At 60.6% G+C, this 13,150-nt stretch carries 11 protein-coding genes; 2 read left to right on the top strand and 9 right to left on the bottom strand.

The features are described 5' to 3' along the window. Positions 1-44 precede the first annotated feature (44 nt). The 3 genes from QAT43_RS10590 to prfB form a co-directional block, all read right to left on the bottom strand. Positions 45-1,295, bottom strand: a complete 1,251-nt coding sequence (locus tag QAT43_RS10590) for a lipoprotein-releasing ABC transporter permease subunit (RefSeq protein WP_305043042.1) — start codon at positions 1,293-1,295, stop codon at positions 45-47. Positions 1,296-1,334: 39 nt separating this feature from the next. Continuing rightward, positions 1,335-2,816 carry a lysine--tRNA ligase gene (gene lysS / locus QAT43_RS10595; RefSeq protein ID WP_442900243.1) on the bottom strand — a complete coding sequence of 494 codons (1,482 nt, stop codon included), beginning with the start codon at positions 2,814-2,816 and terminating at the stop codon, positions 1,335-1,337. An 87-nt stretch (positions 2,817-2,903) separates the two neighbouring features. Next, positions 2,904-3,999, bottom strand: a protein-coding gene (prfB, locus tag QAT43_RS10600) for a peptide chain release factor 2 (RefSeq protein WP_305043043.1) whose coding sequence is annotated in 2 segments (ribosomal slippage) — positions 2,904-3,929 and positions 3,931-3,999 — 1,095 coding nt in all. Because the reading frame shifts where the segments join, the coding sequence is not laid out codon by codon here. A gap of 203 nt (positions 4,000-4,202) precedes the next feature. Here prfB and QAT43_RS10605 point away from each other — a divergent pair. After that, positions 4,203-4,706: a protease complex subunit PrcB family protein gene (locus tag QAT43_RS10605; protein WP_305043044.1), complete on the top strand. Its 504-nt coding sequence runs from the start codon at positions 4,203-4,205 to the stop codon at positions 4,704-4,706. Between the two features lie 20 nt (positions 4,707-4,726). On the opposite strand, the gene lnt is transcribed toward QAT43_RS10605, so the two are convergent. The 6 genes from lnt to QAT43_RS10635 form a co-directional block, all read right to left on the bottom strand. Continuing rightward, positions 4,727-6,247, bottom strand: a complete 1,521-nt coding sequence (gene lnt, locus QAT43_RS10610) for an apolipoprotein N-acyltransferase (protein ID WP_305043045.1) — start codon at positions 6,245-6,247, stop codon at positions 4,727-4,729. Further along, the gene (locus tag QAT43_RS10615) at positions 6,244-7,068 is read right to left on the bottom strand and encodes a hemolysin family protein (protein WP_305043046.1); all 825 of its coding nucleotides are present in this window, start codon (positions 7,066-7,068) and stop codon (positions 6,244-6,246) included. The genes lnt and QAT43_RS10615 overlap by 4 nt, the downstream gene beginning before the upstream one ends. Positions 7,069-7,187: 119 nt before the next feature. Beyond that, positions 7,188-7,913, bottom strand: coding sequence for a diacylglycerol kinase (locus QAT43_RS10620; protein WP_305043047.1), 726 nt, complete (start codon positions 7,911-7,913; stop codon positions 7,188-7,190). Then, a complete protein-coding gene (ybeY, locus tag QAT43_RS10625; RefSeq protein WP_442900244.1) occupies positions 7,897-8,295 on the bottom strand; it encodes an rRNA maturation RNase YbeY in 399 nt (132 codons plus the stop codon). Before ybeY ends, QAT43_RS10620 begins: the two co-directional genes overlap by 17 nt. Next, positions 8,249-10,615: an HD family phosphohydrolase gene (locus QAT43_RS10630; protein ID WP_305043049.1), complete on the bottom strand. Its 2,367-nt coding sequence runs from the start codon at positions 10,613-10,615 to the stop codon at positions 8,249-8,251. The genes ybeY and QAT43_RS10630 overlap by 47 nt, the downstream gene beginning before the upstream one ends. A gap of 28 nt (positions 10,616-10,643) precedes the next feature. Continuing rightward, on the bottom strand, positions 10,644-11,627 hold the full coding sequence (locus QAT43_RS10635; RefSeq protein WP_305043050.1) for a PhoH family protein: 984 nt from the start codon (positions 11,625-11,627) through the stop codon (positions 10,644-10,646). Between the two features lie 234 nt (positions 11,628-11,861). On the opposite strand from QAT43_RS10635, the gene eno reads away from it, so the two are divergent. Beyond that, the coding region (gene eno, locus QAT43_RS10640) for a phosphopyruvate hydratase (RefSeq protein WP_305043051.1) at positions 11,862-13,150 on the top strand (1,289 nt) is incomplete at its 3' end.

Below are 13,150 nucleotides of genomic sequence, written 5' to 3' on the forward strand. Positions count from 1 at the left end.
AAATGTTTTTTAACGCCCTTAACCTTGATCATGCGCCGCTCCTGTTATTCATAACGCAGCGCTTCGGCCGGATCCATGCGTGAGGCATGCCAGGCCGGATAGATGGTGGCGAGCAGGGAAATGCTCATGGCCACCAGGACCACGGCGGTCACATCGCTGGGATTGACCACCGAAGGAAAACGATCCATGCCGTAGACGGCCTGATCGAAAATCTTGAGCTGAAAGACGCTTTCCACCTTTTTGATGATGGGGTCGGCATTTTTGGCGATGAGCAATCCCAGCGCCGTTCCCAGACTGGTGCCCAGCGTGCCGATGATGGCGCCCTCCAGAACGAAAATTTTCATGATACTGCGCGAGGTGGCACCCATGGAACGCAGGATGGCGATGTCCTTGTGCTTTTCCATGACCACCATGATCAGGGTGGTGGCGATGTTGAAAGCCGCCACCAGGACAATAATGCCCAGGACGATAAACAACCCGAGTTTCTCCAGGCGCAGCGCCGAGAGAAAGGAGCCGAACATATCCTCCCAGGAACGCACCAAATAGGGAAATTCAAACGTCTGGCGCAAGACGGTAACCACCGGCTGGGTATCGTCGAAATGCATCACGTCGACCTCGATACCAGTGACTTGTCCAGGCAGGTCGAAAAAATCCTGGGCGACGGCCAGGGGCACATAGGCATTGAAGGTATCGATCAGACTGCCTTGCTGACGCAGGATGCCGACCACCTGGAAGGGCTTCATCTTGGGGATCATGCCGAAGGGAGTGATGGTGAACATGGGCGGAATCACGTTGATGGTGTCGCCGATGGCCACCCCGAGACTGGTCGCCGAATCAATGCTGATGACGATGCCCGGACGCGGGCCGCGGCCGTCAAACAGCAAACCTTCGAGATCGCCGCCATCCAGGGCGAGGGCTTCCTGGCCAAACGCCTTATGCCCGCGCTCGACCCCCTTGACCTGCACCGCCGCCACGTTGCCCTGCGAAAGCAGCATCGCCTCGCGGGAGATAAAAGGCGTGACCTCGCTGACGCGCGGCACGCCGCGTGCCTTTTCCGCGACATCCTCGTAGTCCGCGATGGCTTCGCCATATTTCTGGATGAGGATATTGGGCAGATTGCCGAGAATCTGCTGGCGCACCCCATCGTGAAAGCCGGTCATGACCGCGAGGACCACGATCAGCGCCGCCACGCCCAGGGTCACCCCGCCGATGGAAATAAAGGAGATGACGGAGATAAAGGTCTGCTTGCGCTTGGCCCGCAGGTAGCGCAGACTGACGAAGAGTTCATAGCTCATAGAATTGGGGGAGAATAGAGCCGCGCCCAGGCGCGGCCCTTACCTTTCAGGGCGCAATTGGGGGAACAGAATGACGTCGCGAATGGAAGCCGAATCGGTCAGCAACATCACCAGCCGGTCGATGCCGATGCCCTCGCCCGCCGTGGGCGGCAGACCGTATTCGAGGGCGCGGATGTAATCCTCGTCCATGGCGTGGGCCTCTTCGTCCCCGGCCTCCTTCTCGCTCAGCTGCTGCACGAAGCGCTCGCGTTGATCGATGGGGTCGTTGAGCTCGGAGAAGGCATTGGCCAACTCGCGACCGACGATGAACAACTCAAAGCGGTCGACGACCTCGGGCCGCGCGTCGTTCTTGCGCGAGAGCGGCGAGATGTCGGTGGGATATTGCGTGATGAAGGTCGGCTGCCAGAGATGGGGCTCGACCACCTCATCGAAAATTTCCGCAAGAATCTTGCCCAAGGGCATGCGGCGATCAAGCTCCAACCCCAGCTTGCGGGCATAATCAAAAGCCTGGCCGTGATCCTCGAGAACGGCCAAGTCCACCTGGCCGTAATGGGCGATAGCCTCGGTGAAGCTCAACCGCTTCCAGGGGCGTGTCAAATCCACCTCGCGGCCGCCGTAGCTGAGTTTGAGGCTGCCGCAGACCTCCGTTGCCACATGACAGATGAGTTCCTCGGTGAAATCCATCAAATCCTCATAGGTCGCGTAGGCTTGATAGAACTCCATCATGGTGAATTCGGGATTATGCTGGATGGAAATGCCCTCGTTGCGGAAGTTGCGGTTGATCTCGAACACCCGCTCCAGCCCCCCGACCACCAGGCGCTTGAGATAGAGCTCCGGGGCGATGCGCAGGAACAGATCCATCTTGAGGGTATTGTGAAAGGTCTTGAAGGGCCGCGCCGTCGCACCGCCGGCGATGGGCTGCATCATCGGCGTTTCCACCTCGAGGAACTCGCGGCTCTGCATGAACTCGCGCACCAGGCTGATGATGCGGCTGCGCTTGAGGAAAACCTCGCGCACCGCCGGGTTGACCATCAGATCAAGATAGCGCTGGCGATAGCGCGTTTCCACGTCGGTGAGGCCGTGCCATTTTTCGGGAAGGGGCCGCAGGGACTTGGTCAGTAGCCGCAGGTTGGAGGCGCGCAGGCTCAACTCATCGGTCTTGGTGCGAAACGGCGTACCGACCACCCCGACCACATCCCCCAGATCGAGCTTGCGGAAGAGCTCAAACCCCTCCTCGCCCAGCTGATCGCGTGCCACGTAGACCTGCAGGCGCCCGGCACGGTCCTGCACCTGAACGAAAGCCGCCTTGCCGAAATCGCGCCGCGCCAGAATGCGCCCGGCAATCGCATAGTCAACGGGGTTTTCCGCCAGGGCCGCGGCATCCTGCGCGCCATGGGCGGCGTGGATGTCGGCCGTGGTGTGAGACACCCTGAAATCATTGGCAAAGGGATTGATGTCTTCCGACCGCAAGCTGTTGAGCTTGTCGCGCCGCTGAAGCAGAATATCGTTGAGTTCTTCCATTAATTCCAATACCTTTCGGCGTTTTTCCAAGGCAGGTACCTTACCCCCCGGTCCTAGGCAAGTCAAGGGAAAAGGGGGCGGCGAAGGCTAGCTGCGGCTGAGCAGATAGGCCTCGATAAAGTCCTCGATGTCACCGCCCAGCACCGCTTCGGTGTTGCCCACCTCGAACCCCGTGCGATGGTCCTTGACCATGCGGTAGGGATGCAGCACATAGGAGCGGATCTGGCTGCCCCAGCCGATTTCCTTCTTTTCCCCGGAAATGGCGGCCGCTTCCTCTTCCTTCTTGCGCACCTCCATTTCGTAGAGGCGAGCCTTGAGCTGCTTAAGGGCCGTGGCGCGGTTCTTGTGCTGGGAGCGCTCGTTCTGGCAGGCGACGACGATCCCCGTGGGCATATGGGTTATGCGGATCGCCGAGTCGGTTTTGTTGACGTGCTGACCACCGGCGCCGCTGGAGCGATAGGTATCGACCTTGAGATCCTTCTCGTCGATGTCGATCTCGATGTCGTCATCCAGTTCGGGGAACACAAAGACCGAGGAAAAGGAGGTATGGCGCCGGGCGCTCGAATCATAGGGCGAGATACGCACCAGGCGATGGATGCCCATTTCGGCGCGCAGATAGCCGTAAGCACACTCGCCCTCCACGGTGAAGGTCGCGCCCTTGATACCGGCTTCCTCGCCCGGCTGGTAGTCGGTGATCTCCGTGCGCCAACCCTTGCGCTCGCAGTAGCGCAGGTACATACGCAACAGCATCTCCGCCCAGTCCTGGGCTTCGGTGCCGCCGGCGCCGGCATTGATGCTGAAGATGGCATTGCGCTGGTCGTGCGGTCCCGAGAGCATGCGCGCGAGTTCCAGCTTGCGCAGGTCCGCTTCCATGCCCGGCAACGCCTCGGCGATTTCTTGGCGCAGATCCTCGTCCTGGGATTCCTCGCCGAGTTCCACCAGGACCTTGAGGTCATCCAAGCGCTGGATGATGTCATCCAGGGCATCGACGGTTTTCTGCAGACCGGTGCGCTCGCGCAACCGTTCCTGGGCGCGCTCGGCGTCGTTCCAGAATTCGGGGCGGGCGATCTCGGCTTCGAGTTCGGCTATGCGCTCCTTCTTGCCGGCGACGTCAAAGATACCTCCAGAGTTCGCGGGCTTTTTCTTCGAGAGCGACCAAGGCATCCTTTTCTTCACGAAACATGCAAGCAATCCTTTCAGGGGCCGGAAAATCCGGTGAAACAATGGAATTTTAATCAGTTAAGCCTTTGACGAACAAAAGCGCCGCGATTATAGCTTTTTCGCCGCCACCCCGCAAGCCGAGGGCGCCCCCCCCCAGCTGTTTTACCGCGCGGGAATTTTCATGCTATGGTTTTGCATGACCAACTTTCCTTGGAGATCGACTTCATGGCGACCAAACTCCCCAAGCTGCAACTCTTGGCGATCCTGATGCTGACCCTGATCCTGGCCACCGGCTGCTCCGCGGCCAATCCTCAAGCGTTCAGCGTCTTCGAGCGGGGCAGCGCCGCCATGGAGACTGAAAGCTTTACCTTTGCCGCGGCCCTGGACCAGAGCTCCTGGCAGTCCCTCTATGAAAAAATCCACGCCCATCGGCTGCCGCCACCCCAACTGCCCGAGGTCGACTGGCAAAAAAACCTGATCGTGATGGTGGCTTCGGGCTGGAAGCCGAGCGCCGGCTATGGGGTGGACATCCCGCGCATGGAACTCAAGAGTGAAACCCTGCGGGTTTTCGTACGGACCAGCGAACCGCCCGCCGACAGCATCCGCGCCACGGTCATGACCCAGCCCTACGCTTTGGCACTCGTCGAACGGCCGGCCGCTCTCAAGGTCGTCGAATTTGTCGACGGCGAGGGTCAGGTGTTGCAGCGCCTGGATCTGTCCCCGTTGTAGGGGCGCAGCATGCTGCGCCCCTACGCCTCGCCAAAACGTCGACGAGTGCGCACCAGCCAAAAGATGGAGAGCCCCAGAAACAGCGTCGGCAGCGTGTCCCCGATCCGAAGGTAGAGGCTTTCACCCGCCCCCAGGCCAACCTCGGCATGCACCACGGCCTGCTCGAAAATGGGCGTGGCTTCCAGGATGCGGCCACTGGGGGTGACAAAGGCCGAAATGCCGGTGTTGGCGGCGCGGGCCAGCCAGATGCGGTTTTCCACCGCGCGAAAGCGACTCATGGCCAGGTGTTGATAAGGCGCCGAGGAGCGTCCGAACCAGGCATCGTTGGTGATGTTGACCAGCAAATCGCTGCCTTGGCGCACATAATCCCGCGCCAGTTCTGGAAAAATCGCCTCGTAGCAGACCAGCACGCCGAGCCGCGCGCCGTTCATGGGTAAGGGGCTGATGGTTCCGGCGGAGAAATCACCGATTCCCACTACCAGTTTGTCGACGAAAGGCAGAAACGGCTTGAGGGGCACGTATTCGCCGAAAGGCACGAGATGCACCTTGTCGCTGCGGCCGAGGATTTCCCCATCCGTCCCCAACAGAAAAGCGCTGTTGAGATACTGGTATTGCCGATTGACCACCTCGTAGGCCGGGCTGCCGAACAGCAAAAAGGTCCCCAAATCCCTCGGCACCTGTCGCACCTGTTCGGACAAGGCACCCGGCTCCTGAAAATAGAAGGGCGTGGCGGCCTCGGGCCAGATGATCAACTCCGGCTGCCATTCGCGCCCGGCCTGCCGGCTCAGCTCGCCGTAGATGCGAATCGTTTCCTGCTGATAGGCCGGATCCCACTTGACTCCCTGATCGATGTTGCCCTGCGCCAAAGCCACCCGCATCTGTCGCTCCCGTCGGTCGGGGTCGGCGGCCAGCTTCCAGATGCCATAAGCCAGGTTGGCGCAAACAAGCAACACCAGCAACGGCAGCGCCACCCGGGGTAAAGAGCGCTGCCCGCGCAGCCAGCGCACCGCCTCAGCCAGCACGGCGTTGCCAAAAACCAGCAGAAAGCTCAGACCGTAGACGCCGAACAGATCGGCGGACTGGATCAATGCCAGGCGACCTTGCTGGGAATATCCCAGGGTTGCCCAGGGAAACCCGGTGAGCAGGAAGGAACGCAGAAACTCCAGCGCCACCCAGAGGATCGGCAGGGTCAGTGTCGGCGCATAGCCGAGTTTCTCTCGCAGACGACAGGCGGCCCAGGTGGCGGTGCCGAAAAACAGGGCCAGGTAGAGGACCAGCAGCAGGTAGGCGGTGGCCGAAAGCACGGGATGCAGGCCGCCGTAGGTGGTCATGACGATGTTGAGCCAGTACAGAACCACGGCGAAAAAGACCAGGCCCGCGGTGAAGCCGCTGCGAAAGGGCCTGGTGTCCATCACCAGGAACAGCGGCACCAGCGCGATCCAAGCCAACTCGGCCACATCGGGGCGCGGAAACGCCAGGGCCAGCAGCAGGCCCGATAAAGCCGCGGCGAGGCTGGTTCTGTCCAGGGAGGGCAATTTCATGGAGTGCCGGAACTCGGCATGCTTTCAGCGTCCTGGGGCATCCGGCGCACCCGCACCTTGCGGATTTTTTGCGTATCGCACTCGGTGACGGTCAGCAGCAGATCACGATCACGGACTTCCTCGCCCGCGTGGGGTACGCGCCCGAGCAGATTGAAAACATAACCCGCCACCGTGTCGAATTTTTCCCGTTCGACCTCGGTGTTGAAATATTCCTCGAATTCCTCGATGTTGAGCCGGGAGTCCACCAGCACCGAGCCGTCTTCCTGCGGCTGCAGCCATTCCTCTTCCAGATCGTATTCGTCCTGGATGTCACCAACGATTTCCTCAATGAGATCCTCGATGGTGATTAGGCCCGAGGTGCCGCCGTACTCATCCACGGCAATGGCCAGATGAACCCGCCGCGAGCGAAAATCCTGTAACAATTCCTGAATGTTTTTGGTTTCCGGCACGAAAAAAGGCGTGCGCATGACGCGCGTGATGTTGATCTCCTGTTCGGAGCGTCCCCAGTAGCGCAGCAGATCCTTGGCGTAAACCACCCCGACGATGCGATCCGCCGAGCCTTCATAGATGGGAATGCGCGAATGGCCGCTGGTCAGGATCGCATCGAGGATCTGGCGCAAAGTCGCGGTGGTCGGGCAACAGACCATGTCGGTGCGCGGCACCATGATCTCGCGCACGATGGTGTCGCCGAACTCGAAGATGGAGTGGAGCATTTCCCCCTCCCCTTCGTTGATGATCCCTTCTTCCTCGGATTTGTCGATGATGTCCTGCAAATCCTCCTCGGTCAGCGCGCGCCTTTTGCCGAAGAAAAGCTGCTCCATCAGGCCGCGCCAGGAACCCCTGGGGTTCGCGCGACCGTTGCCTCGCCCACTCGAACTGTCGCCTTCCAAAAGAACCTCCTCCCTTTGAGCCCCGCGCCTTAAGCGCCCGCGCAGCGGGTTCAAAGGATGAAATAGATGGCCAGGGTCACGGCAACCCCGAGCAGGGCGCCGGCCAAAACTTCCAGCAACGTATGGATTTCCATGAGCAGGCGGCTGTGACTCACCATCACCGCCAGCATCAGGGTCAACAGAATGATGACCGGCCCGACCCCGCTCAGCGCCACCGCCGTGGCGATGGAAAAGGCCACGGCGCTGTGTCCGCTCGGCATGCCGCCGTGCAGCGGACGGCCACGTCCGCTGAGGGATTTGATCAGAACCGTGAGAATGGTGACGATGAGGATCGACACCACCGCCACCTCGCCCGCGGGCGGTCGCAGCAAGGCCAGACTCTCGCCGAGGGTTCCGAAAAAATGGCTGGAAATGGCCAGGTAGCCGAGAATCGCCGCGCCGATGCTGGCCATGAGCACGGCTCCAGCGGCCAAATCCTTGATGGTTTTGGCCAGGGGATGATAGCCGGGCGACACCAGGTCCACCACCACCTCGATGGCGGTATTGAACAGTTCGGCGAACAGCACCAGGATCACCGCCAGGGTGAGCAGGATAAACTCCAAGGCGCTGACCCGCAACAGGGCCGCGGCCAGCAGCACGGCCAGCGCCGCCAGCAGATGCACGCGCATGTGACGCTGGGTGCGCGCCGCCCAGATGATGCCCTCGATGGCACAGTTGACGCTCTGGTACCAGTTGCGCGGCTTGAGCTGCTCGGGTTGCTCAGGCGAGGAATTCACGGCGAATCACGGAAAAGATGTCCTGCTCGGCCTGCTCCATCTCGCGGGCCTGGTCTGGCGTGCCGCGCTCATGATCGTAGCCGCGCAGGTGCAGGATGCCGTGGAGCAACAGGAAATAGAGTTCACTCACGAAAGGCTGCCCGGCCTCGGCGGCATCGCGGGCGGCGGTTTCGGCCGAAATCACCACATCGCCGAGCAATTGCGGCGCCACGCCGGCACCCTCGCCTTCCTGCATGGCGAAGGAAATTACGTTGGTGGGACGATCCTTGCCCAGGTAATCGCGATTGAGTTCACGGATCTGGGCGTCATCGACGATCAGCACCGAGAGTTCGCCCTTAGGACATCCCAAGGCGTTTAAGATCCTCTGTGCTACCTTTCGCAGCAGGCGCTTCTCGATCTTTTGCTTCTTTTGACGGTTCTCGATTTGAATCCTCACCGTTTTTCTTCTTGCCCCCCTCGCGGTCGCGCTCCTTGTAGGCCGGCTCCGGATAGTCGATCCGGTGATGGAAAATGCCGGCCAGGATGCGGTTGAAACTCTTGGCGATGTTGTGCAGGTCCTTAAGGGTCAGTTCGCACTCGTCGAGCTGACCGTCGATGAAGATGTTGTTGATGATCTTTTGCACCATGCCTTGGATGCGCGCGGGAGTCGGCTCCGTGAGAGTACGGCTGGCGGCCTCGACGGCATCGGCGAGCATGATCAGGGCCGCCTCGCGGGTCTGGGGTCGCGGTCCGGGATAGCGGTAATCCCGTTCGTCGACCTGCTGCATGCCGGGGTCTTCCTTGCTCTTGGCCTTGTCGTAGAAGTACTTGATAAGCGCCGTGCCGTGATGCTGGCGAATGATGTCGACCAGGGGTTCGCCGAGCTTGTTTTCCCGCGCCAGTTCCACGCCGTCCTTGACATGAGCCATGAGAATCAGAGCGCTCATGGAGGGCGCGAGCTTGTCGTGGCGATTGGCGGCATTGCCGGTGTTTTCGATGAAGTAGAGCGGTTTCTTGATCTTGCCGATGTCATGGTAATAGGCCGCCACCCGCGCCAGCAGGGGATTGGCATTGATGGCCTCGGCGGCGGCCTCCACCAGGTTGCCCACGATGATGGAATGATGATAGGTGCCCGGCGCCTGCACCATGAGCTCGCGCAGCACCGGCGCGTTCATGTTGGCCAACTCGAGCAGTTTGATGTCGGTGGTGTATTTGAAAAGGGACTCGACCAGGGGGATGGTACCGTTGACGATGATGGCACACAGCAGCCCGCCCGCCAGGGCAAAGCCGATTTTATGCAGAAGGTGCAGCTCCAGGGTCCGGCCGGCGAGAAAATGCAGGGCGATGACCAGGCCGACATTGGCCAGCGCCACCCAAAAGCCGGCGCGATAGAGGGTTGCGCGGGTCTTGCATTGGCGCACCCAGTGAGCCCCGGTGATGCTGCTGACCAAGGCGAAACTGGCGATGATGAGATTGTTGCCGAAAAGAATCCCGATGAGAATGGCGCAGAGCGCGGCGAAGACCAGGGCGACTTCCGAATTGAGCACCAGGCGAACGAGCATCGCCCCGACGGCAAAGGGAAAGGCGTAGTAATAGCTGGTCGACTCGATGTAGGGAAAGGCGCTTTCCAAGGCCGTGGCGACAAAAATCCCCAGCTTGAGCAGAATGAACAGCCCGATGAACACCAGGGAAATGAACAGCAGGTCACGGGCATTGGGACGATATTTGCGAATGTTGCGCAGGGCGAAACGATGCCCGGCGATCATCAGCAGCAGGGTGGATAAAAACAGCCCCAAGGCCATGCGGAGCAAGCTGAAATCATTGCCCACCTCATTGAGGGCGCGCAGCTTCTTGATCTGCTCTTCCGATACCCGCTCGCCCTCGCGAACGATCATTTCGCCCTTCTTGACCTGAAAAAAGACCGGCTTGACAGCCTCGCCCGCTTCGCGGCGGCGCTGTTCGGATTCCGTCTTGTTGAAGGTCAGGGTGGGACGCAGCATACGCTGGGTGATGTCGAGAAACAGTTCGCGCTGCTTTGCCGATACCTCGGGCAGGGCCCGGAGATGCCCGCGCAGGATGTCCTGGGCCTCGCCCATGCCGATCACTTCATCGGTCTTGAAGCCGGCCAAGTCCTGCTGCCGTTCAAGATCGCGAACCACCACGCCTTTTTCGGCATCGGCCGCGAAGAGCTTGCGGTTGGCAACCACCTTCGCGGAAAGCGTGGCAATCAGGGCGTTGCGCAACCCCTCAAGCAGAGGGTCGCTGAATTCGACCTGGGACAGGGTGGCAAACTGCTCGTCGCTCAGGGTGACATCCAGGGCGTCTTCCACGGCCTGCCTGACCTCGGCGCCGGGTTCGCCCCGAGTTGCCTCGGCCGCCAACAGACGCAAGCCGCGGTCCAAGTGCGCGACCGTCTCCAGACCAGCCCGGCGGTCGAAATCATACAGGGGACGCACCGCTTCCTCGGCTTCGATGCGGCGCTTTTCGGTGAGGGCCTGGTCGGGAATGAGCATCTCCCGCGGCGACTTCACGTCACGGGTGGAAATATCGCCGGGACTGTAATAGTCGGGGATAAAGCCGCCCTTCGGCATGATGATGACCGTCAGGGTCAGGCACAGCAGGAGCAGCAGAATACGGTTCTGCTGTCTTTCATTCAGTGGTTGCGAGAGGCGCGGGATCTTGCGGGGACTCGCGCCATCCGATTTTCGAGCGTTTCTGGTCATAGGCGGAACCCGCGGCCAGGCGGCAGGTTCACTTCTCCTCGGATTTCAGGGTTGCGCGGTCATAGGCCTGCACAATCGCCTGGACGATGGGGTGACGCACCACATCGGCATCGGTAAAATGGTTAAAGGCAATCCGGTCGATGCCCTTGAGAATCCGCATCGCCTCCATGAGCCCCGAAGCCTTGCCGGTGGGCAGGTCGGTCTGGGTGGCGTCGCCGGTCACCACCGCGCGGCTGCCGAAGCCCAGGCGCGTCAGAAACATTTTCATCTGCTCGGGCGTGGTGTTCTGCGCCTCGTCGAGAATCACGAAGGCGTCATTGAGCGTGCGCCCGCGCATGAAGGCCAGGGGCGCGACTTCCACCACCCCTTTTTCAATGAGCCCCTGGCCCTTTTCAAAACCCAGCATATCATAAAGGGCATCATAGAGCGGGCGCAGGTAGGGATTGACCTTCTCGACCAGGTCCCCGGGAAGAAACCCCAGCTTCTCACCGGCCTCCACCGCCGGCCGCACCAGCACGATGCGGCTGACCTCCTTGCTCATGAGAAAGGAAACGCCCATGGCCATGGCGAGATAGGTCTTGCCCGTTCCGGCCGGGCCGATGCCGAACACCACGTCGCTGTGGCGAATGGCGTCGATGTAGGCCTTCTGTGACAGGCTTTTCGGCGAAATGATTTTTTTGCGGAAAGAAATAAAGATGGTATCGAGGAAAATGTCCTTGAGCCGCGCGCGGGAATCGGCACTGAGAATGCGCACGGCGTAGTCGATGTCGGGGGGAAATAAGGGGTAACCCTCGCGCAGCAATTCGAGAAGCTGCTCCAGAAGACGCTGGGCGAGGGACACCTGTAGGGACGATCCCTCGATGGAGAGCTCGCTTCCACGGGAGCCGAAACGCACCCCCAGAATTCTCTCAATCTGCTTGAGATTCTTGTTCTGCTGCCCGAAAAGCAGGACGGCCAGGCCCTGATCGTCAATCCGGAAATGGCCGCGTGTATGGCTTTCTTCCAAGTACATGCCTCGTCGGAATTCTTTCAGCTCGAATTGGCAACGTTAGCATTCCCGCAGAAAAAAAATCAATGTCTTTCGCCGCTCGCATTCCTATCGCCAGAGCGCGGCAAAGAAGGCTTTGCATCCCCCAAGGTTAGTGCTATAAAGAGCCGCGGCGCGCCCCGCCGCAAGCTGGAAGACCCTATTCAATCGCGCTTCCAGGGGAAGCAACCTCCATAATTTCGACAAGGGAGAATGAGCATGAGTGAAATCAAGGACATCTACGCCCGGGAAATTCTCGATTCGCGCGGCAACCCCACGGTGGAAGTCGAAGTCTATCTGGAGAGCGGCGCCATGGGCCGCGCCGACGTGCCGAGCGGCGCCTCCACCGGCGAGCGCGAAGCCCTCGAACTGCGTGACGGCGATAAGGCCCGTTATTTGGGCAAGGGTGTACTGAAGGCGGTGGAAAACGTCAACGAGGTGATCGCCGAGGCCCTCATCGGCTGGGAAGCCTCCGACCAGATCGGCATCGACCGCAAGCTGCTCGAACTCGACGGCACAGATTTCAAGAGCAACCTCGGTGCCAACGCCCTGCTCGGCGTCTCCCTCGCCTGCGCCAAAGCGGCTGCGGAGGAAGCCGGCCTGCCCCTCTATCAATACCTAGGCGGCGCCAACGCCAAGGAACTGCCCCTGCCCATGATGAACATCATCAACGGCGGCGCCCATGCCGACAACAACGTCGACATCCAGGAATTCATGATCATGCCCGCCGGCGCCGACTCCTTCAAGGAGGCGCTGCGCATGGGCGCCGAGATCTTCCATGCCCTGAAAAAAGTTCTCAAGGGTCGCGGCTACAACACCGCCGTGGGCGACGAGGGCGGCTTCGCCCCCGACCTCAAGAGCAACGAGGAAGCCCTCGAAGTCATCATGGAGGCCATCAAGGCCGCCGGCTACCAGCCCGGCACGGACGTGGTGCTGGCTCTCGACGTGGCCGCCTCCGAGTTGTTCAAGGACGGCAAGTATCACCTGGAAAACGAAAAACAGCCGGTCAAGAGCGCAACCGAGCTCATCGATTTCTACGAGGACCTGGTCAACCGCTATCCCATCGTCTCCATCGAGGACGGCATGGCGGAGAACGACTGGGAGGGCTGGAAGCTCATCACCGAGCGCCTCGGCAAGCGCATCCAGTTGGTCGGCGACGACCTGTTCGTCACCAACACGCGGATCCTGAAAGAAGGCATCGACAAGGGCATCGCCAATTCGATCCTCATCAAGGTTAACCAAATCGGCACCCTCACCGAAACCCTCGACGCCATCGAAATGGCCAAACGCGCCGGCTACACCGCCGTCATCTCCCACCGCAGCGGCGAAACCGAGGACACCACCATCGCTGATCTGGCCGTCGCCACCAACGCCGGGCAGATCAAGACCGGCTCCCTATGCCGCACCGACCGCGTGGCCAAGTACAATCAATTGCTGCGCATCGAGGACGAACTGGAAAGCGTCGCCGTCTTCCGCGGCATGGACGTTTTCTATAACCTGCGCAAGTA

Origin of the sequence: Geoalkalibacter sp. (genome assembly GCF_030604225.1) — a bacterium.
Taxonomy (GTDB): domain Bacteria; phylum Desulfobacterota; class Desulfuromonadia; order Desulfuromonadales; family Geoalkalibacteraceae; genus Geoalkalibacter.

Bases quoted from the DNA above. Each gene is read 5' to 3' on its own strand.
- QAT43_RS10615 (WP_305043046.1), bottom strand. From the start codon at position 7,068: ATGGAGCAGCTTTTCTTCGGCAAAAGGCGCGCGCTGACCGAGGAGGAT.
- QAT43_RS10630 (WP_305043049.1), bottom strand. From the start codon at position 10,615: ATGACCAGAAACGCTCGAAAATCGGATGGCGCGAGTCCCCGCAAGATC.
- QAT43_RS10635 (WP_305043050.1), bottom strand. From the start codon at position 11,627: ATGTACTTGGAAGAAAGCCATACACGCGGCCATTTCCGGATTGACGAT.
- QAT43_RS10590 (WP_305043042.1), bottom strand. From the start codon at position 1,295: ATGAGCTATGAACTCTTCGTCAGTCTGCGCTACCTGCGGGCCAAGCGC.
- QAT43_RS10605 (WP_305043044.1), top strand. From the start codon at position 4,203: ATGGCGACCAAACTCCCCAAGCTGCAACTCTTGGCGATCCTGATGCTG.
- lysS (WP_442900243.1), bottom strand. From the start codon at position 2,816: ATGGAAGAACTCAACGATATTCTGCTTCAGCGGCGCGACAAGCTCAAC.
- lnt (WP_305043045.1), bottom strand. From the start codon at position 6,247: ATGAAATTGCCCTCCCTGGACAGAACCAGCCTCGCCGCGGCTTTATCG.